Source organism: Paracoccus aestuarii (genome assembly GCF_028553885.1).
Taxonomy (GTDB): Bacteria; Pseudomonadota; Alphaproteobacteria; order Rhodobacterales; family Rhodobacteraceae; genus Paracoccus; species Paracoccus aestuarii.
The window spans coordinates 1,090,502-1,109,520 of the sequence record NZ_CP067169.1 but is presented as its reverse complement, the minus strand read 5'-3'; the positions used below and the strand labels follow the sequence as shown (position 1 = coordinate 1,109,520).

Annotated in this window: 20 protein-coding genes; 13 read left to right on the top strand and 7 right to left on the bottom strand. The window is 69.8% G+C overall.

Going from position 1 to position 19,019, the window contains the following annotated elements:
* Nucleotides 1-75: 75 nt before the first annotated feature.
* Nucleotides 76-1,149 carry a sugar ABC transporter substrate-binding protein gene (locus tag JHW48_RS05710; RefSeq protein WP_119887161.1) on the bottom strand — a complete coding sequence of 358 codons (1,074 nt, stop codon included), beginning with the start codon at nucleotides 1,147-1,149 and terminating at the stop codon, nucleotides 76-78.
* Nucleotides 1,150-1,223: 74 nt separating this feature from the next.
* Here JHW48_RS05710 and JHW48_RS05705 point away from each other — a divergent pair, with 74 nt between their 5' ends.
* From JHW48_RS05705 to JHW48_RS05690, 4 genes are all read left to right on the top strand, one after another.
* Nucleotides 1,224-2,348, top strand: coding sequence for an ROK family transcriptional regulator (locus tag JHW48_RS05705; protein WP_119887162.1), 1,125 nt, complete (start codon nucleotides 1,224-1,226; stop codon nucleotides 2,346-2,348).
* Nucleotides 2,349-2,469: 121 nt separating this feature from the next.
* A complete protein-coding gene (rpsD, locus tag JHW48_RS05700) occupies nucleotides 2,470-3,090 on the top strand; it encodes a 30S ribosomal protein S4 (RefSeq protein ID WP_119887163.1) in 621 nt (206 codons plus the stop codon).
* Between the two features lie 196 nt (nucleotides 3,091-3,286).
* The gene (hisC, locus tag JHW48_RS05695) at nucleotides 3,287-4,372 is read left to right on the top strand and encodes a histidinol-phosphate transaminase (RefSeq protein ID WP_119887164.1); all 1,086 of its coding nucleotides are present in this window, start codon (nucleotides 3,287-3,289) and stop codon (nucleotides 4,370-4,372) included.
* Entirely contained in the window at nucleotides 4,369-5,295 is a 927-nt protein-coding gene (locus JHW48_RS05690) for a prephenate/arogenate dehydrogenase family protein (RefSeq protein WP_119887165.1), read from the top strand. The genes hisC and JHW48_RS05690 overlap by 4 nt, the downstream gene beginning before the upstream one ends.
* A gap of 26 nt (nucleotides 5,296-5,321) precedes the next feature.
* Here JHW48_RS05690 and JHW48_RS05685 read toward each other — a convergent pair whose 3' ends face one another.
* Nucleotides 5,322-6,335, bottom strand: a complete 1,014-nt coding sequence (locus JHW48_RS05685) for a DUF2125 domain-containing protein (protein WP_170152336.1) — start codon at nucleotides 6,333-6,335, stop codon at nucleotides 5,322-5,324.
* A 64-nt stretch (nucleotides 6,336-6,399) separates the two neighbouring features.
* Between JHW48_RS05685 and JHW48_RS05680 the strand changes: the two genes are divergently transcribed.
* The 3 genes from JHW48_RS05680 to JHW48_RS05670 all read left to right on the top strand — a co-directional run bounded on the left by JHW48_RS05680 (nucleotide 6,400) and on the right by JHW48_RS05670 (nucleotide 10,058).
* Nucleotides 6,400-6,945, top strand: coding sequence for a gamma-glutamylcyclotransferase (locus tag JHW48_RS05680; RefSeq protein ID WP_119887172.1), 546 nt, complete (start codon nucleotides 6,400-6,402; stop codon nucleotides 6,943-6,945).
* A gap of 223 nt (nucleotides 6,946-7,168) precedes the next feature.
* Entirely contained in the window at nucleotides 7,169-8,332 is a 1,164-nt protein-coding gene (locus JHW48_RS05675; protein ID WP_170152337.1) for a biopolymer transporter ExbB, read from the top strand.
* A gap of 4 nt (nucleotides 8,333-8,336) precedes the next feature.
* Nucleotides 8,337-10,058, top strand: a complete 1,722-nt coding sequence (locus JHW48_RS05670) for a peptidoglycan -binding protein (RefSeq protein WP_119887168.1) — start codon at nucleotides 8,337-8,339, stop codon at nucleotides 10,056-10,058.
* On the opposite strand, the gene JHW48_RS05665 is transcribed toward JHW48_RS05670, so the two are convergent.
* From JHW48_RS05665 to JHW48_RS05655, 3 genes are read right to left on the bottom strand one after another with little or no spacing between them, the layout of a single operon-like run.
* A complete protein-coding gene (locus JHW48_RS05665; RefSeq protein ID WP_119887169.1) occupies nucleotides 10,055-10,387 on the bottom strand; it encodes an SMR family transporter in 333 nt (110 codons plus the stop codon). The genes JHW48_RS05670 and JHW48_RS05665 overlap by 4 nt on opposite strands.
* Before the next feature lies 1 nt (nucleotide 10,388).
* On the bottom strand, nucleotides 10,389-11,420 hold the full coding sequence (locus JHW48_RS05660; protein ID WP_119887170.1) for a YihY/virulence factor BrkB family protein: 1,032 nt from the start codon (nucleotides 11,418-11,420) through the stop codon (nucleotides 10,389-10,391).
* Between the two features lie 16 nt (nucleotides 11,421-11,436).
* Nucleotides 11,437-12,120: a hypothetical protein gene (locus JHW48_RS05655; RefSeq protein WP_119887171.1), complete on the bottom strand. Its 684-nt coding sequence runs from the start codon at nucleotides 12,118-12,120 to the stop codon at nucleotides 11,437-11,439.
* Nucleotides 12,121-12,266: 146 nt separating this feature from the next.
* Here JHW48_RS05655 and purB point away from each other — a divergent pair, with 146 nt between their 5' ends.
* The 4 genes from purB to gap all read left to right on the top strand — a co-directional run bounded on the left by purB (nucleotide 12,267) and on the right by gap (nucleotide 15,961).
* Complete coding sequence (purB, locus tag JHW48_RS05650) at nucleotides 12,267-13,580, top strand: adenylosuccinate lyase (protein WP_119887104.1); 1,314 nt, start codon at nucleotides 12,267-12,269, stop codon at nucleotides 13,578-13,580.
* A gap of 73 nt (nucleotides 13,581-13,653) precedes the next feature.
* Nucleotides 13,654-14,655 carry a FliG C-terminal domain-containing protein gene (locus JHW48_RS05645; RefSeq protein ID WP_119887105.1) on the top strand — a complete coding sequence of 334 codons (1,002 nt, stop codon included), beginning with the start codon at nucleotides 13,654-13,656 and terminating at the stop codon, nucleotides 14,653-14,655.
* A gap of 67 nt (nucleotides 14,656-14,722) precedes the next feature.
* The gene (locus tag JHW48_RS05640; RefSeq protein WP_170152335.1) at nucleotides 14,723-14,866 is read left to right on the top strand and encodes a hypothetical protein; all 144 of its coding nucleotides are present in this window, start codon (nucleotides 14,723-14,725) and stop codon (nucleotides 14,864-14,866) included.
* Nucleotides 14,867-14,959: 93 nt separating this feature from the next.
* Nucleotides 14,960-15,961, top strand: a complete 1,002-nt coding sequence (gene gap / locus JHW48_RS05635) for a type I glyceraldehyde-3-phosphate dehydrogenase (protein ID WP_119887106.1) — start codon at nucleotides 14,960-14,962, stop codon at nucleotides 15,959-15,961.
* A gap of 54 nt (nucleotides 15,962-16,015) precedes the next feature.
* On the opposite strand, the gene JHW48_RS05630 is transcribed toward gap, so the two are convergent.
* A complete protein-coding gene (locus tag JHW48_RS05630) occupies nucleotides 16,016-16,768 on the bottom strand; it encodes an SDR family NAD(P)-dependent oxidoreductase (RefSeq protein WP_119887107.1) in 753 nt (250 codons plus the stop codon).
* A 64-nt stretch (nucleotides 16,769-16,832) separates the two neighbouring features.
* On the bottom strand, nucleotides 16,833-17,153 hold the full coding sequence (locus JHW48_RS05625) for an antibiotic ABC transporter (RefSeq protein WP_240637916.1): 321 nt from the start codon (nucleotides 17,151-17,153) through the stop codon (nucleotides 16,833-16,835).
* 147 nt (nucleotides 17,154-17,300) lie between these two features.
* Here JHW48_RS05625 and pyrC point away from each other — a divergent pair, with 147 nt between their 5' ends.
* Nucleotides 17,301-18,344 (top strand): dihydroorotase, encoded by a 1,044-nt coding sequence (gene pyrC / locus JHW48_RS05620; protein WP_119887108.1) that lies wholly within the window; start codon nucleotides 17,301-17,303, stop codon nucleotides 18,342-18,344.
* Nucleotides 18,341-19,012 (top strand): orotate phosphoribosyltransferase, encoded by a 672-nt coding sequence (locus JHW48_RS05615; protein ID WP_119887109.1) that lies wholly within the window; start codon nucleotides 18,341-18,343, stop codon nucleotides 19,010-19,012. The genes pyrC and JHW48_RS05615 overlap by 4 nt, the downstream gene beginning before the upstream one ends.
* The last annotated feature ends 7 nt before the right edge of the window (nucleotides 19,013-19,019 follow it).

Sequence of the window (19,019 nt, the reverse complement as noted above, 5' to 3'; positions counted from 1 at the left end):
CACGCTCCGGCAAAAGGGGGCACGATGGCGGTCCTGCCGCCATCGGCCCGTCATGTCAGGACAGGTGGGGGGCGATCAGCCCCAGCACCGCTCCAAGCCTTCCTCGACGCTGATCGATTCGACCCCGTCCACGGCATCGCCCGTCACCAGGTTCACCCCGGTATTGGTGAATTCCAGCCCCTCGGAGGTCTCGGGCAGGGTGCCGTCGGCGGCAAAGGCGGCGATGGCCTCGATCCCCATCGACGCCATCAGCAGCGGATATTGCTGCGAGGTGGCGCCGATCACGCCCTCGGCCACGTTCTGCACGCCCGGGCAGCCGCCATCGACCGACACGATGGTCACGTCGCCCTCGCGCCCGAAGGAGCGCAGCGCCTCATAGGCGCCGGCCGCTGCGGGTTCGTTGATCGTATAGACCAGGTTGATGCCCGGATCGCGCTGCAGCAGCGATTCCATCGCCTGGCGGCCGCCCTCCTCGTTGCCCGAGGTCACGTCGCCGCCGACGATGCGGGGATCGGTCTCGTCACCCATCACGTCGGGATTGCCCACGTCGATGCCGAACCCCTCCAGGAAGCCCTGGTTGCGCAGCACGTCGACCGAGGGCGCGCTGGCCGACAGGTTCAGCAGCGCGATGCGCGCATCGGCCGCGGCATCGCCCATCTTGCCGGCGGCCCAGGCCCCGATCAGGCGGCCCGCCTCGCGGTTGTCGGTGGCGAAGGTCGCATCGGCCGCGTCGATCGGGTCCAGCGGCGTGTCCAGCGCGATGACCAGGATGCCCGCGTCGCGCGCCTGGCTCAGCGGATCGACGATGGCCTTGGTGTCGGATGCGGTGATCAGGATCCCCGAGACGCCCGCCGCGATGCAGCTTTCCACCGCCTGCTGCTGGGTCTCGTGATCGCCGTCCACGCGGCCGGCAAAGGTCATCAGCTCGATCCCCAGCTCATTGGCCTTGGCGGTCGCGCCCTCCTTCATCTTCACGAAGAAGGGGTTGATGTCGGTCTTGGTGATCAGGCAGGCGCGGGTGGTGTCCTGGGCCTGGGCGATGCCGGTCGTCAGAACCAGCGCGGACAGCGCGGCGGATGCGCGCAAAACGGTCTTGATCGTCACTTTACTTATCTCCCTCCGAATGGCGGTTCCTCGGCCGCCCTGCATCAAGAAAGCACTATCGAAAAGCACTTGTCAATAAATCAATCATGTTGATTAATACCGGACAGGAGGAGGACGCGATGCCCAATGACCACGCCGCGGCCGGGCTGAGCCGGAACGAAAGGCTGATCCTGTCGCTGATCCGGCGCCACGGGCCGATGCCGCGCGCGGCCCTGTCCCAGCCCACGGGGCTGTCGGCGCAATCCATCACCAACCTGACGCGCAAGCTGATCCAGGCGGGATATCTGGATGCGGGCGAGGTGGTGCGCGGCAAGGTCGGCCAACCCTCGACCCCGCTGGCCCTGGCCCCCGACGGCGCGCTGTTTCTGGGGCTGAAGATCGGGCGGCGGCTGGCCGAGCTGGCGCTGGTCGATTTCGCGGGCCGGGTGCGGATGCACCGCCAGGAGGTCCATGCCCATCCCGATCCCGACCGCATCCTGGCCTTCGCGCGCCAAGGCCTGGCCACGCTGACCGGCAGCCTGACGCCCGCCCATCGCGCCCGGATCGCGGGCTTGGGCGTCGCCACCCCCTATCGTCTGTGGGACTGGGGGGCCGAGATGGCCGACTGGCTGGGCCGCGACCTGCGCGGGGAATTGGCGCGCGATCTGCGCTATCCGGTCTTTCTGGACAATGACGCGACCACCGCCTGCGGGGCCGAGCTGATCTTTGGCCGGTCGGCCCTGCCGCGCGATTTCATCCATATCTATGTCGCGCATTTCGCGGGCGGGGGGATCGTGCTGGACGGGGCGCTGCGCCACGGGCCGTCGCGCAATGCCGGCGCGCTCGGCTCGATGCCCATTCCGGAGGGGGGGCAGCTGCTGGACCGGGCCTCGGTCTCGGCGCTGGAGCAGCGGATCGGGCGGTCGCTGCCGCCCGATGACGAGGGCTGGGACGTGCCCGAGGCGGTCGAGCGGGCCTGGGCGCGCGATGCGGGCCGGGCGCTGGCCTTCGTGGCGATGTCGGCGGTGGCGCTGGCGGACCTGCCCTTGGTGGTGATCGACGGGGCGGTGCCGACGGCCACGCGGGCGCGGCTGGCGGCGGCCACCCGCGCGGCCTTGGCCGACATGCCGGCGGCGGGCATCGACCGGCCGCAGGTGATCGAGGGCAGCATGGGCCGCATGGCGCGCATCCTGGGCGCGGCGGCCCTGCCGCTGTCGCATCACTTCCAGCCGGACGGGGCGCTGGATCAGGGCGTTTGTGCTTGACCGCGGGGCAAAGCGGCTGTATGCGGCGCCCTTCACTGGTGTTGGTGGGCCCCGCGAGGGGAACCCTGTCAGGCGCAAGCCAGAGGACAACGCCCTTCGAAACGTCAGAAGGAGATCAGCCGTGACCAAACGCACGTCTGCCAAGTACAAGATCGACCGCCGCATGGGCGAGAACATCTGGGGCCGCGCCAAATCGCCGGTCAACCGCCGCGAATACGGCCCGGGCCAGCACGGCCAGCGCCGCAAGAACAAGCTGTCGGATTTCGGCACCCAGCTGCGCGCCAAGCAGAAGCTCAAGGGCTACTATGGCGACCTGACCGAAAAGCAGTTCCGCCGCATCTATGCCGAGGCCGAGCGTCTGCGCGGCGATACCGGCGAGATGCTGGTCGGCCTGCTGGAGCGCCGCCTGGACGCGATCGTCTATCGCGCCAAGTTCGTGCCGACCATCTTTGCCGCCCGCCAGTTCGTGAACCACGGCCATGTGGAAGTGAACGGCAAGCGCGTCAACATCCCGTCCTACCGCGTCAAGGAAGGCGACGTCATCTCGATCCGCGAACGGTCGCGCCAGCTGGCCATCGTGCTGGAAGCGGTGTCGCTGACCGAGCGTGACGTGCCCGATTACCTGGACACGGACCACAACAAGATGACCGCGACCTTCGTGCGCACCCCGGCCCTGGGCGACATCCCCTATGCCGTGCAGATGGAACCGAACCTGGTCGTCGAATTCTACGCGAAGAACTGATCCTCGCATCAGGACCGACCGCCTTGGGGGCCGCATCATCCGATGCGGCCCTTTTGCGTCCCGCGATGCAGCGGGGGGCCGGCTGCCCCCCGCACCCCCCGCGCGCCGGCGGCGGGGCCCGGCCATGGGCATGGGCATGGGGGCTTTCCTATCGGCGCGGCGGGGCATAAACGGGGGCCGGACAAAGGATGGACCCATGACCCAGACACCCGTGCAGCCCGGCATCATGGATATCGCGCTTTATGTCAGCGGCGAAAGCGCGCTGGCGGGGCGCGAGGACGTGCTGAAACTGTCCTCGAACGAGAACCCGCTCGGCTCCAGTGCTGCGGCGCGGGCGGCCTTTGCCGCGGCGGCGGGGGATCTGCACCGCTATCCGGCGACGGACCATGCGGGGCTGCGCGCGGCCATCGGCGAGGTCCATGGCCTCGACCCCGACCGGATCATCTGCGGCGTCGGATCGGACGAGGTGCTGCAATTCGTCGTGCAGTGCTTTGCGGGGCCGGGTGACGAGGTCATCACGACCCAGCACGGATTCTCGATGTATCCGATCCTGGCGCGGATGGTCGGCGCCACCCCCGTCACCGTCCCCGAGGCCGGGCGCCGCGTCGACGTCGAGGCGATCCTGGCCGCCGTCACCGACCGCACCCGCGTGGTCTTCGTGGCCAATCCCGCGAACCCCACCGGCACCATGCTGACCGAGGCCGAGCTGGAGCGCCTGGCCTCCGGCCTGCCCGCGCATGTGCTGTTCGTCCATGACGGCGCCTATGCGGAATTCGTCGATGGCTTCGACGGCGGCGCGGGGCTGGTCGACCGCCATCCCAATGTCATCATGACGCGCACCTTCTCCAAGATCCACGGGCTGGGGGGGCTGCGGATCGGATGGGGCTATGCGGCGCGGTCGATCATCGACGTGCTGAACCGGGTGCGCCAGCCCTTCAACCTGTCCAACGCCCAGATGGCGGCGGCCGAGGCCGCGATCCGCGACCGCGACTTCACCCGTCATTGCGCCGATCTGAACGCCCGGCTGCGGGCACGGATGCGCGACACGCTGGTCCAGATCGGCATCGCCTGCGACGAGAGCTTCGCCAATTTCGTGCTGGCCCGGTTCGACAGCCCCGAGACCGCAGCCGCGGCCGATGCGGCCCTGCGCGCGGACGGCATCCTGGTGCGGCGCGTGGCGGGCTATGGCCTGCCCGAGGCGCTGCGCATCACCGTGGGCGACGAGGCGGGGGTGAACCGCGTCCTCGCCTGCCTGGGCCGGTTCATGGAGGGGCGGGCATGACGGCGATCTATCGCCAGGTCGCGCTGATCGGGCTGGGGCTGATCGCGGGGTCCATGGCCCATGCCATGCGCGAGGCGGGGCTAGCCGGGCGCATCACCGGCCATGCCCGCAGCGCCGCCACCCGCGACACCGCGCGCGAGATCGGCCTCTGCGAGGTCTTCGACACGGCGGCCGAGGCGGTCCGAGGCGCCGATCTGGTCGTGCTGGCGGTGCCCGTCGGCGCCATGGGCCCGGTGATGGAGGAGATCGCCCCCCATCTGGCGCCGGGCGCCACGATCACGGATGTCGGATCGGTCAAGCAATCGGTCATCGACGCGGTCATGCCGCATCTGCCGGAGGGCGCGCATTTCATCCCCGGCCACCCGCTGGCGGGGACCGAACATTCCGGGCCGCGCGCCGGATTCGCGACGCTCTTCCGCAACCGCTGGTGGCTGCTGACGCCGCTGCCCGACACGGATCCGCAGGCGCTGGCGCGGCTCGAATCGCTGATCACCGCGATGGGGGCCAAGACCGACCGGATGGGGGCGCCGCATCACGACCTGGTCCTGGCGGTCACCAGCCACGCGCCGCATCTGATCGCCTATACGATGGTGGGGGTGGCCGACCATCTGCGCCGCGTGTCCGGCGAGGAGGTGATCCAGTATTCCGCCGCCGGCTTCCGCGACTTCACCCGGATCGCGGCCAGCGATCCGACCATGTGGCGCGACGTGTTCCTGCACAACAAGGAGGCGACGCTGGACATCCTGGGCCGCTTCACCGAGGAGCTGTTCGTGCTGCAGCGCGCGATCCGCATGGGCGACGGCCAGCAGCTGCATGATTACTTCACCCGCACCCGCGCGATCCGCCGCGGCATCATCGAGGCGGGCCAGGATACCGGCGCCCCCGATTTCGGCCGCACCCCCGGCGCCAATCCGGCGGAATAGATCGCAGAGCCCCAGAGCACGGGGCCCTAGATCGCGGGCGCGGGCCCCACGGGCAGCCCGCCCAGGATCAGCTGGCCGTCGCGCATGATGACGGGCAGGCGCAGCTCGCCCGGCGCGGGTTCGGGAAAGGCGGGGCCGGGCAGGGTCGCGTCCAGCGGCGCCTGCGCCAGCTGCGCCAGCCCCGCGCGCAGCAGCAGCCGGCCCTGCGGCGGGATCAGGCCCAGCCCCGCGGCCAGCCCGATCATCGCATCCGCATCCGGGGAATAGAGCGCGACCTGCCCCTCGGCCCGGCCTTGGGCGTCGCGCGACAGCCGACCGACCAGCCGCAGGCCGATATCGCCGGCCTGCATGTCCAGCCCGGCGGTCTGCCAGCCGACGACTTGGGGACCGGGCGCCGCATCGGCCCCGAGCGAGGGCGTCGCATCCAGCCAGACCCGCAGCGGCCCCCGGACCGAGATCGGCCCCGGCAGCGGCCCGGCATCCAGCCCCAGCATGGCCAGGGCCTGGGTCTGCACCCCCTCCAGCGCGATCGCGATGTCATAGGCGGCGCGGGCCGGGCGCGGCGCATCCGACCCCAAGGCGCCCAGATCGGCCCGCAGGCTCAGCCCCTGTGCCAAGGGCAGGCCGTCCAGCGTCACCGCCCGGGCCTGCAGGTCCAGCGCATCGGGCGCCATGCGGTTCAGGGGCGCCAGCGCGACGCTGGCCCGCGGGTCCTGCCATGCCAGATCCATCGCCTGTCCGGCCTGGATCACGCGGACCGCATCCGGCAGGTCCAGCCGCGCGGTCAGCGGCGACAGGGGCGACAGCGACAGCCGCGCCCAAGGCATCGCGACCGACAGCGCCGGGTCGCGCAGCTGCGGCTCGCTCAGCCGGATGCCGATCTGGCGCGGATCGCGCAGCGGCGCGACCGATGCGGCCTCCAGCCCCGGATCGTCGCGGATCAGCGCCGCGACATGGCGCGCGGCCATCGTCTCGGCCCCCAGCCAGCCCCCGGCCAGCACCGCCGCCACCAGTCCCACCGCAATGATCGTCCCGCGCATGCCACCCGGCCCTTTTGCCCGCCCTGTCCCTGCCCTAACTTGTGTCGGGAAAGGATGGAACGCAATGGAACGCATCGACTGGATCTTTGGCTATGGATCGCTGATCTGGGACCCGGGCTTCACGCCGCGCGAACAGGTCCGCGCCCGGCTGAGCGGCTATGCCCGCAGTTTCTGCCTGCGGTCGATCCAGCATCGCGGCACCCGCGCCCTGCCCGGCCTGGTCCTGGGCCTGGACCCCCACCCGGAGGCCGAATGCGAGGGGCTGGCCCTGCGCATCCCCGATGGTAACCATGACCAGGTGCTGGCCCAGCTGCGCGCGCGCGAGCTGGTGACCGACGCCTATCGCGAGACGACCCTGGCTCTGGCCTTGGCGGATGGGCGGCGGGTGACGGCGCTGGCCTATGTGATGCGGCGCGACCATTGGCAATATGCGGGCGGCCTGCCCGCCGAGGAACAGGCCCGCATCATCGCCGCAGCCCAGGGCGGGCGCGGCCCGAATGCCGATTACCTGTTCAACACGGCCGCCCATCTGGCGCGCATGGGCATGCCGGATGCGGGCCTGGACGCGCTGTCGGACGCGGTGCGGGCGCTCCGCGACGGGGCGCGCTGAAACCGGGCCGTTCGAATGCTTGGCAAGACGGGGGCCGCGCCCTACAGTCGGGCAAAAGCATCGAAGGGACGGGGTGTTACCGGTGAGCGACCAGACCAACGGCGATCCGCAGGCGCCCTCGCGGCTGACGCTGACCAACCGACGCCTGTCGGCGACCCGCGACCAGGCCCTGATCGGCGCCGGCAGCCCGCCGCGCTTTTCCCAGCCCGTCCGCCAGATCCTGATGATGCTGACCGTGCTGGCGCTGGTGCTGGCGGGGGGCTGGTTCGCCTATGGGCGCATCCTGCCGATCTTCATGGCGAACCGCTGGCTGAACGGGCTGATCCTGGGGGTCTTTGCCTTGGGCGTGCTGGCCTGCTTCTGGCAGGTGGGCCAGCTGGTCCGGTCGGTCAGCTGGATCGAGCGTTTCGCCGCCCGCCGCCGCGACAGCGACAAGGCCGCATCCGCCGATGACATCGCGCCGCGCCTGCTGGCGCCCCTGGCTGCGATGCTGGGCGTGCGCGGCCCGGCCAGCGGCGCGATTAGCGCCAGCTCGGCCCGGTCGATCCTGGATTCCGTCGCGACCCGCATCGACGAGATCCGCGACATCACCCGTTACATCGCCAACCTGCTGATCTTTCTTGGCCTTCTGGGGACGTTCTATGGCCTGGCCACCACCGTCCCCGCCGTGGTCGAGACGATCCGCGCCCTGGCCCCCCAGGACGGCCAGACCGGGCTGGAGGTGTTCGACCAGCTGATGACCGGGCTGGAGGCGCAGCTGGGCGGCATGGCCACGGCCTTCTCCTCGTCGCTGCTGGGGCTGGCGGGGTCGCTGGTCGTGGGGCTGCTGGAGCTGTTCGTGACCCATGGCCAGAACCGCTTCTATCGCGAGCTGGAGGAATGGATGTCCGGCTTCACCCGCCTGTCCATTGCCTCGGGCGATCAGGACGGGGTGGATCAGGCGGCGCTGGCGGGGTTTTTGGAACAGATGGCGGGACAGATGGACCGGCTGCAGGCCTATCACACCGATCGCGACGCGATGCGGGACGAGGCCGCGGTCATGGCCGATGAACGCGTGGTCGTCATGGCCCAGGCCGTCGAGGCGCTGGTGTCCCGGGTCGAGGCCGCCCAGACCGCCGCCGACGGCCAGACCGTCCGGCTGACCCAGGCCCTGACGCGGCTGGCCGATGCCCAGGACCGGCATGTGCCCGCCGCCCCCGACCTGTCGCGGCTGGAATCCGCGCTGGACCGGCTGTCGGCGGAGCTGACCGAGGGCCGGGACGAGATGCTGGCCGAGCTGCGCTCCGACATCCTGGTCCTGACCCGCGCGGTCCGGGCGGCGCGCTTCGGCGACCGCTTCGACGATGCGGTCCTGGGGCGCGACCCCATCCTGCGCAACGAGGTCTGAGGCCATGCGGCTGGCGCGGGGATCATCGGCGCAACGCTTCTCCTCCACGATCTGGCCGGGATTCGTGGATGCGATGACGGCACTGCTGATGGTGCTGATGTTCGTGCTGACGATCTTCATGGTCGTCCAATCGGTGCTGCGCGAACAGATCACCGATCAGGACCAGACGATCACCAGCCAGACCGTCCGCATCAGCCGCCAGCAGCAGCAGCTGGACGAGCTGGGCCAGACCGTCTCGGCGCTGAACCGGGCGCTGAACGCCGCCGAGGCGCGCGAGACCGCCCTGGCCCGCGACCTGCAGACCGAGGCCGAACGCGCGGCCCAGGCCCAGGCCGAGGCGCGCGACCGCGCCGCGATGATCACCCGCCTGACCATCCAAATGGATCAGCGCGAGGCCGATCTGGACGCCGCCCGCAGCCGTCTGACCGATTTCGAGGCCGAGGTCGCGGCCCTGCTGGCCGGCCGCGCCCAGGACGGCGAGCGCATCGCCGGGCTGCAGGACGAGGTTGCCCGGGCCGAGGACCGCGCCTCCGCCGCCGAGCTGGCCGTGGCCGCGGCCCGCAGCGAGATCGACGCCCAGGCCGAGGAGGCCCGCCTGGCCGCCGCCCGGCGCGAGGCGCTGGAGGCGCTGACCGCCAGCCTGCGCGCCGATCTGGAGGCCGGCGCCGACCGCCTGGCCGAGGCCGAGGCGGCGCGTGCCGCCGATGCCCAGACCGCTGCCGATCGCCTGGCCCAGGCCGAATCGCGCCTGACCGAGGCCGAGGCCGCGCGCCTGGCCGATGCCGAGGCCGCCGCCCTGCTGCGCCAGCGGCTGGAGGCCGCCGATACCGAGCTGACCGCCATGACCTTGGCGCTGGAGGAACGCCGCCGCGAGGCCGAGGAGGTGCTGACCCTGCTGGCCGCCGCCGAGGCCGCCCGCGACGGCGCGATCCAGGAGGCCGACGCCACCCTGACCGAGGCCGAGCGCCAGGCCGCCCTGCTGGCCACCGCCCAGGCCGAGCTGACCCGCCAGCAGGAGCTGTCCCAGGACGGCCAGCGCCGCGTCGCGCTGCTGAATGAACAGGTGGCGCAGCTGACCGCCCAGCTGGGCAGCCTGCAGGCGCTGCTGGATGCTGCGGGCGAGGATCAGCAGGACGCCCAGCTGCGCGTGTCGGAACTGGGCCAGCAGTTGAACGCCGCCTTGGTCCGCGCCGCCGAGGAGACCCGCCGCCGCCTGGCCCTGGAGGAGGAGGCCCGCCTGCGCGCCGAGGCCGAGGCGCAGGACCTGACCCGCTATCGTTCGGAATTCTTCGGGCGGCTGTCCCAGATCCTGTCGGGGCGCGAGGGGGTGCAGGTGGTGGGCGACCGCTTCGTCTTTCAGTCCGAGGTGCTGTTCGCGCCGGGCGAGGCGGACCTGTCCCCCGCCGGCCGCGATCAGGTGGCGGGCCTCGCGCGCCTGCTGACCGAGATCGCCTCCGAGATCCCGCCCGAGATCGACTGGATCATCCGCGTGGACGGCCATACCGACAGCCTGCCCTTGTCGGGCCTGGGCCGGTATCGCGACAATTGGGAACTGAGCCAGGGCCGCGCCTTGGCGGTGGTGCGCCATCTGGCCGATGACCTGGGCTTTCCCGCGGCCCGGCTGGCCCCCACGGGCTTTGCCGATACCCGCCCCATCGCCCCCGAGGACAGCCCGGAAAGCCGCGCCCTGAACCGACGGATCGAGCTGAAGCTGACCGAGCGCTAATGCCCGACGCTGCGGGAAAAGACGTTGATGACGACCACCCCCGCCACGATCAGCCCCAGCCCCAGCACCGCGGGCAGGTCCAGCCGCTGGCCGAAGACGACCAGCCCGATCATCGCGACCAGGGCGACGCCGCAGGCGCTCCAGATCGCATAGGCGATGCCGAGCGGCAGGACCTTCAGGCTGACCGCCAGCAGATAGAAGCTGGCCAGATAGCAGACCGCCATGCCCAGGGTCGGGGCAAGGCGGGTGAACTGTTCGGACCGCTGCAACAGGGACGTGCCCACGACCTCCAGGACGATGGCGGCGCCCAAGGGGACAAAGGGCGACATCTCAGCGCTTTTCGCCCAAGGTGCGGGTGTCCTGCAGGCCGGCCATCTCCTTCAGCTGGCGTTCGACCTCGGAATTGATCTCGGCGCCGATCAGCACGATGGTCGCGTTCAGCCACAGCCAGGTCATCAGCGCCACGACCGCGCCGAGCGTGCCGTAGGTCTCGTTGTAATCGCCGAAATTCGCCGCATACCACGAGAACAGCATCGATGTGGCCAGCAGCGCGAAGGCCGCGATGATCGCCCCGGGCGACACCCACCGCCAGCGCGATTGCGGCGCGGCGGGGCCCCACCGATAGACCGCCGCCAGCCCGATGATCAGCAGGCCCATCATCAGGGGCCAGCGGATGATCGACAGGGCCGTCTCGACCCCCCAGCTTACGGGCAGCATGCGCAGCACGATGGGCACGACCGCGATCACCGCCAGCATCAGCGCGATCATCGCCAAGGCCCCCAAGGTGAAGCACATGGCGACCAAGTTCAGGCGGATGAAGCTGCGGGTCTCGCGCTGGAACTCGGCGACGTTCAGCGCGGAAAGCAGCGCCTTCATCCCGCCATTGGCCGACCAGAAGGCGATCATCAGCGCCATGATCCCTGCCAGGGACAGCACCCCGGTCGAGGCCGAGGCGATGGTGACCACCTGGCTTTCGACGATGGCCAGCGTGCCCTCGGGCAGGACCGGCTCCAGCATGTCCAGATGCCCCTGGATGGTCAGCGGATCCGCCCAGAGCCCATAGAGCGACACGAAGGCCGAGATCGCCGGAAACAGCGACAAGAGCCCGAAGAAGGTGACGCCCCCGGAAACCGAGGTGACCCGATCCTCGCCGATGGCGGTGAAGGTGCGGCGGGCCACCGTGATCAGGTCCTGGCGCGACATGTCGCGCAGGCCCGGCACCGGCACCGAGGGGGCGGGGTCGACGGCCTGGGCCTCCGGCCCCGGGGCGCGGGCCTCGGGGTCGGTCAGGCCGAAGCGCTGGCGGGTCTCGCCGTCCAGATCGCCGAAAAGGGCGTCGCTGATGCCGGTTGTTCGGGTCATGCCTTCGTCCGTCCGGTCACTGCGGGCGCCGGGGCGCGTCGGCGCGCGGCTCGGGCGCGCCGGGACGGGGGCCGGGCGTGCCGTGCAGGATCGACCGCAGCTGATCGGCCGCCGCCACGAATTCGCCCACGATCGAGGTCGCCTGATGCGACACGCCGCGGAAGGACTGGAAGGCGCTGACCAGCGACTGCGCGACGCCGTTCAGCCCTTGGGACAGGTCGGTGGCGGTGCGGGTCAGGTTCTGGGCGGTGTTGCCCTTGCGCCGCCCGCGCGAGGCGCGCGCGCGCAGCTGCGCGGCGTGGCGGGCATCGTCCTGGGCCTGTGCGCGGACGCGGCGGCGCATCGCCTCGCGGTCGTCATCGTCCATCTGGGCAAAGCGCGGCGCGGCGGCGGGGGTGGCGCGATGCGTGGGGCGCGGCTCGTCATCGTCGCCGGTCAGCTTGCGCACGACGACGGCGGTGGCCGCGGTCAGGCCCGCAAAGCCCAAGGCGACGCCGCCCCAGACGATGACCTTGGCGGTGGTCGACGGCTCGACGAAGGACTGGCGGCCATCGGTGATGATGCGACGGTCCGGCTGGCCCTTGGCATGCCGCACGACGCCTTTCGCATCGGGTTGGGGGACGGGCCGGGGACCAAAGCGGGTCTGGCTGGTGACATCTGCCGCGGTCGGGCGGGAATGGCGGTCATGGGGAGGGCGCATGGTCTTCTCCGGGTCGGTTTCGGGTCTCGTTGCGACCGAACCCGCTGATTGCGGGGAATGTTCCCCGGCGGCTGACCTGTTTGTGATGAAAACTTGCCCCCGCCCCCCTGCCCCGCTATGCCCCGGCCAAGCGAAAGGAGCCCGCCATGATCCCGCGTTACAGCCGCCCCGAAATGGTCGCCATCTGGTCGCCCGAGACCAAGTTCAAGATCTGGTTCGAGATCGAGGCCCATGCCTGCGACGCGCAGGCCGATCTGGGCGTCATCCCGCGCGAGAATGCCGAGGCCGTCTGGAAGGCCCGCGACGTCGAATTCGACGTGGCCCGCATCGACGAGATCGAGGCCGTCACCAAGCATGACGTGATCGCCTTCCTGACCCATCTGGCCGAACATGTGGGCGCCGATCAGGCCCGCTTCGTCCATCAGGGCATGACCAGCTCCGATGTGCTGGACACCACGCTGAACGTCCAGCTGGTCCGCGCATCCGATCTGCTGCTGGTGGGAATGGACCGCGTCCTGGCCGCACTGAAGGCCCGCGCCATGGAACACAAGGACACCGTCCGCATCGGCCGCAGCCACGGCATCCATGCGGAACCGACCACGATGGGCCTGACCTTCGCCCGCTTCCATGCCGAAATGGCCCGCGGCCGCGAGCGCCTGCTGCGCGCCCGCGACGAGATCGCCACCGGCGCGATCAGCGGCGCGGTCGGCACCTTCGCCAATATCGACCCCGCGGTCGAGGAGCATGTCTGCGCCAAGCTGGGCCTGCGCCCAGAACCGATCAGCACCCAGGTCATCCCGCGCGACCGCCATGCGATGTTCTTTGCGACCCTGGGCGTCATCGCGTCGTCGATCGAGAATGTCGCGACCGAGATCCGCCACATGCAGCGCACCGAGGTGCTGGAGGCCGAGGAATTCTTCAGCCCCGGCCAGAAGGGATCATCGGCGATGCCGCACAAGCGCAACCCCGTCCTGACCGAGAACCTGACCGGCCTGGCCCGCCTGGTGCGCATGTCCGTCACCCCCGCGCTGGAGAACGTGGCCCTGTGGCATGAACGCGACATCAGCCATTCCTCGGTCGAACGCGCGATCGGGCCGGACACCACGATCACGCTGGATTTCGCGCTGCACCGCCTGGCAGGCGTCGTCGAAAAGCTGGTGATCTATCCCGATACGATGCTGGCCAACATGAACAAGTTCCGCGGCCTCGTGATGTCGCAGCGGGTGCTTCTGGCACTGACCCAGGCGGGCGTGTCGCGCGAGGACAGCTATCGCCTGGTCCAGCGCAACGCGATGAAGGTCTGGGAACAGGGCGCGGATTTCAAAACCGAGCTCTTGGCCGACCCGGAGGTGACCGCCGCCCTGTCGCCCGCCGAGATCGAGGAGAAGTTCGATCTGGCCTATCACACCAAGCATGTGGACACGATCTTCGCCCGGGTCTTCGGCGCCGAACCGCGCTGAAATCCCGCGCCCGTCAACCTTCGGTTAGGGTTGTCATGCGACACTGCCCGCATCGAAGACGACGGAGGCGGGCATGACGGGGCTGAACCAGCGGCAGAAGGCGGCGGTGATCGTGCGGCTTCTGCTCGATGACGACGAGGTGGCGGGGCTGGACCGTCTGAACAGCGACGCCCAGACCCTGCTGGCGCAGGAAATGGCGGGGATGGAGGTGATCGACCGCCAGACCCGCGACGCCGTCATCACCGAATTCTGCGACCGGCTGGAATCGGTGGGCGTCACCTTTCCGGGCGGGCTGGACGGCACGCTGGCCATGCTGGGCCAGCGCCTGTCCGATGACAGCACCGAATCCCTGCGCCGCGCCGCCGCCATCAGCGGCCAGACCGACCCTTGGGCGCGGCTCTGCGCCCTGCCCCGCGAATCGCTGATCGCGCTGGCCAATGCGGAATCGGTCGAACTGGTCGCGCTGATGCTGTCCAAGCTGCCGGTCGAGGCCGCATCCGCCACCTTCATCGCCCTGCCGCGCGAACGGGCGCGGGTGGTGGCGCAGGCCATGTCGATGACCTCGGGCGTGACGCCCGCGGCGCTGCGGCGCGTGGGCCTGGTGCTGCTGCACGCGGCCGAGGCGCTGCCGAAACCCGCCATCCCCACCCCCGCCTGCGACCGGATGGGGGCGATCCTGAATTTCGCCGCCGCCGATCTGCGCGACGACGTGCTGGGCGCGCTGGACGAACGCGACGTGGAATTCGCCGACGGGGTGCGCAAGGCGATCTTCATCTTCGCCCATATCCCCACCCGGATCGAACCGCGCGAGGTGCCGCGCATCGTGCGCGAACTGGACCAGTCCACCTTGGTCCGCGCCTTGGCCGCCACGGCCGAAGGCGACGCGGCCGCCGCCGATTTCATCCTGACCAACCTGTCGCAGCGCATGGCCGACGGCCTGCGCGAGGAACGCGAGGCCTTGGGCAAGCCCCGCACCAAGGAGGTCGAGGAGGCCATGACCGAGGTCGTCAGCACCATCCGCCGCCTGCAGGAGGAAGGCCAGCTGACCCTGCTGATGCCCCAGGACGACGAATGACGCGCCCCGCCGCGCGGGCTTGCCGCGGCGCATCCGCCGCGCGATAAACCCGCGACCGGAGGCGCCGATGACCAACCAGATCGCCATTGCCCTGCTGCTGCTGATCGCCGCGGCCTTTGCCATCGACCTGATCTGGCTGGGCGGCAGCCTGCCGCTGCTGGCGGCGCGGACGCTGGATCAGTTCATCGAATATCTCAGCTTCTGGCGCTGAGCGACCGTTAGCGGCGGACAGCCCTTCGGCGTTTGCATCGCCGCCGGTGCCACGCTAGAGGAAGGCAACCGTCACCTGTTCAAGAGGGATATCATGGCAGTCAAGGTCGCCATCAACGGCTTCGGCCGGATCGGTCGCAACGTCCTGCGCGCAATCATCGAATCGGGCCGCACCGATATCGAGGTCGTCGCCATCAACGACCTGGGCCCGGTCGAGACGAACGCCCACCTGCTGCGCTATGACAGCGTGCATGGCCGCTTCCCGGCCAAGGTGACCGTCGACGGAGCGACCATCGACGTGGGCCGCGGCCCGATCAAGGTGACCGACATCCGCAACCCCGCCGACCTGCCTTGGGGCGATGTCGACGTGGTCATGGAATGCACCGGCATCTTCGCCAGCAAGGACAAGGTCCAGCCGCATCTGTCGACCGGCGCGAAGCGCGTGCTGATCTCGGCGCCCGGCGACAATGCCGACAAGACCATCGTCTATGGCGTGAACCACGACACGCTGACGGCCGATGACCTGGTCGTGTCCAATGCCAGCTGCACGACGAACTGCCTGTCGCCGGTGGCCAAGGTGCTGAACGACACGATCGGCATCACCCGCGGCTTCATGACCACCATCCACAGCTATACCGGCGATCAGCCGACGCTGGACACGATGCACAAGGACCTCTACCGCGCCCGCGCCGCGGCGCTGTCGATGATCCCGACCTCGACCGGCGCCGCCAAGGCCGTGGGCCTGGTCCTGCCGGAACTGAAGGGCAAGCTGGACGGCGTCGCGATCCGCGTGCCGACGCCCAATGTCTCGGTCGTGGACCTGGTCTTCGAGGCCGCCCGCGACACCTCGGTCGAGGAGATCAACGCCGCGATCAAGGCCGCGGCCGACGGCCCGCTGAAGGGCGTGCTGGGCTATACCGAGGAGCCGCTGGTCTCGACCGACTTCAACCACGACCCGCATTCGTCGATCTTCCATATGGACCAGACCAAGGTCATGGAGGGGCGCATGGTCCGCATCCTGACCTGGTACGACAATGAATGGGGCTTCTCGAACCGCATGGCCGACACGGCCGTGGCGATGGGCAAGCTGATCTGATCCGACCCGCGCCCGACGGATGACGCGGCGGGGCCAAAGCCCCGCCGTTTTCCGTCAGTCCTGATAGATCATCCGGACGCCCATCCCGCCATCGACGACGAAGCGCTGGCCGGTGACGAACCCCGCATCATCCGAGGCGAGCCAGGCGACGGTCCCTGCGATATCCTCAGGCCGGCCGACGCGGCCCACCGGGTGCTGGTCGCGGTCGCTATCGGAATGCTGGGCTTCCCGCCGGGCCGAGGCCTTCTGCCACGGGCCGGTCTCGATCCAGCCGGGCAGAACGCAGTTCACCCGGATTGCCGGGCCCAGGCTGACCGCCAGCGCATGGGTCATCGCGACCAGCGCGCCCTTGGCCGCGGCATAGGCCTCAGTCTGCGGTTCCGATTGCAGCGCGCGGGTCGATGCCATCAGCACGATGCCGCCCCCCGACCGCCGCAGCAGCGGCACCGCGCCCCTGACCGACAGGAAGGCCCCGGTCACATGGCTGTCCTGCCAGCGCCGCCAATCGGCCAGGGACAGGTCCTCGATCGGGCCGCTGACCGGATCGGCGATGCCCGCATTCGACACCAGAAGGTCCAGCCCCGCATCGCCCGCCCAGTCGCGCAGCGCATCAAAGCCGCGCTGCACCTGCGATTCCACGCCCATGTCGACGGGCATGCACAGCATCGCGGGATCGGCCTCGCGCATCTCCTCCAAGGCCTCGGGGTCGATGTCGAAGATCGCCACCCGCCAGCCGTCATGGCGCAGCCGTTGCGCGACGGCACGGCCGATGCCCTGCGCGCCGCCGGTGATCAATGCGGTTTTCATGCTTGCCTCATGTCCCGTTGAACGCGGGATCAACGGGTCGGAGCGGCGCTTGTTCCGCCGCGAATCAGCGGGATTTCTTGACCGTGGTCAGGCGGCGCGAATTGGCACGGGTGCGGCGGCCATAGGGGCGCAGCCCCGCGGCCAGCAGCCGTTCGGTCGAATGGCCGCGCATCCCGGCGCTGGCCATGGCCATCATGGATTCCGACAGGGCGGCCTGCTTTTCGGCAACCATTCGAAAGGGTTCCCCGGGGGCCTGGGTCATCAGGCCCATCATCCCGGCCATGCGCAAGCCGATGACCATGTTCGCCTCGATCGCCATGCGGGCGAATTGCGACATCAGGCGCATCTGCGCGGCGGGAAGGATCATCGGCGTCATCGGGGTCATGGGTCGTCCTTTCGGGGTGTCGGTGGTCCGACCATGCGACACTGCGCCTTGCGGGCCAGGCTTACAACCAAGACTTTGGGACAGGGTTCCCGGATTATGAACGCGCCCGCTTGGCAAGGCCCCCCTGCCGTGGTTAGAGGCAGCCTCATGACACAGACGCTGACCCTTCGCCGCCCGGACGACTGGCACCTGCATCTGCGCGACGGCGCGATGCTGGCCGCGGTCGCGCCGCATTCCGCAGGCTTCGGCCGCGCGATCATCATGCCCAACCTGGTGCCGCCGGTCACGACCGGCGCGCAGGCCGCCGCCTATCGCGACCGCATCCGCGCGGCCCTGCCGCCGGGTGCCGCGCTGGACCCGCAGATGGTGCTCTATCTGACCGACACGACGGATGCCGCCGATGTGGTGGCCGCGTTTCGGGACGGGATCATCCGGGCGGTCAAGCTCTATCCGGCGGGGGCCACGACGAACAGCGCCTCGGGGGTCACCGATTTCGACCGCGTCCAGCCCGTGCTGGAGGCGATGGCCGAGGCGGGCGTGACCCTGTGCGTCCACGGAGAGGTCACCGACCCGTCGGTCGACATCTTCGACCGCGAGGCGGTGTTCATCGACACCGTCCTGGACCCGCTGCGCCGCCGCACGCCGGGCCTGCGCGTGGTGATGGAGCACATCACCACCTCGCAGGGCGTCGATTACGCCCGCGCAGGCGGCGACAACCTGGGCGCGACGATCACCACGCATCACCTGGTCATCAACCGCAACGCCATCCTGGCGGGCGGCATCAGGCCGCATTACTACTGCCTGCCGGTCGCGAAACGCGAATCCCACCGCCTGGCGCTGCGCGAGGCCGCGACCTCGGGCGATGCGCGGTTCTTCCTCGGCACCGACAGCGCACCGCATACCGATGCGGCCAAGCTGCAGCCCTGCGGCTGCGCAGGCTGCTTCACTGCGCCCAACACCATGTCGATCCTGGCCCAGGTCTTCGAGGATGAGGGCGCGGTGGACCGGTTGGAGGCCTTCACCAGCCTGAACGGCGCGGCCTTCTATCGCATGGCGCCGAACGCCGACCGCATCACCCTGACCCGCCGCGACACCCCTGCCGAATACCCCACGCAGATCACCGCAGGCGCGGAGACGGTGACCGTCTTCGACCCCGGCTTTCCGCTTTACTGGCATCTGGAGGACCAATGAGCCTGACCTTCCCCGCCCGCGAGGAGATCGCCCGCCTGACCGCCCGGATGCTGTTGGAGATCAAGGCCGTCGATTTCAACGCGGCCCAGCCCTTCACCTATGCCTCGGGTCTCAAGGGCCCGACCTATGTCGATTGCCGCCGCATTATCAGCTTTCCGCGCGTCCGCAGCACGCTGATGGATTTCATGGCCGCGACCGTCATGCGCGATGCGGGCTTCGAAGCCTTCGACAACGTGGCGGGCGGTGAAACCGCAGGCATCCCCTTCGGCGCGCTGGTGGCCGAGCGTCTCGGCCTGCCGATGACCTATGTGCGGAAAAAGCCGAAAGGTTACGGCCGCAACGCGCGGATCGAGGGCGTGATGACCGAAGGGAGCCGCGTCCTGCTGGTCGAGGATCTGACCACCGATGGCGGCAGCAAGCTGTCCTTCGTCGACGCAATCCGCGAGACGGGGGCGAGTTGCGCCCATACGGCGGTGATCTTCTATTACGGCATCTTCCCCGAGACCACGCAGCGCCTGGCCGATCACGGCGTCCAGCTGCATCACCTCTGCACCTGGTGGGACGTTCTGGCCGAGGCCCGCGCCCAAGGCGCCTTCGACGAGGCGACCCTGACCGAGGTCGAGGCCTTCCTGACCGATCCGCGCGCCTGGCAGGCGGCAAACGGCTGAGCCGCGA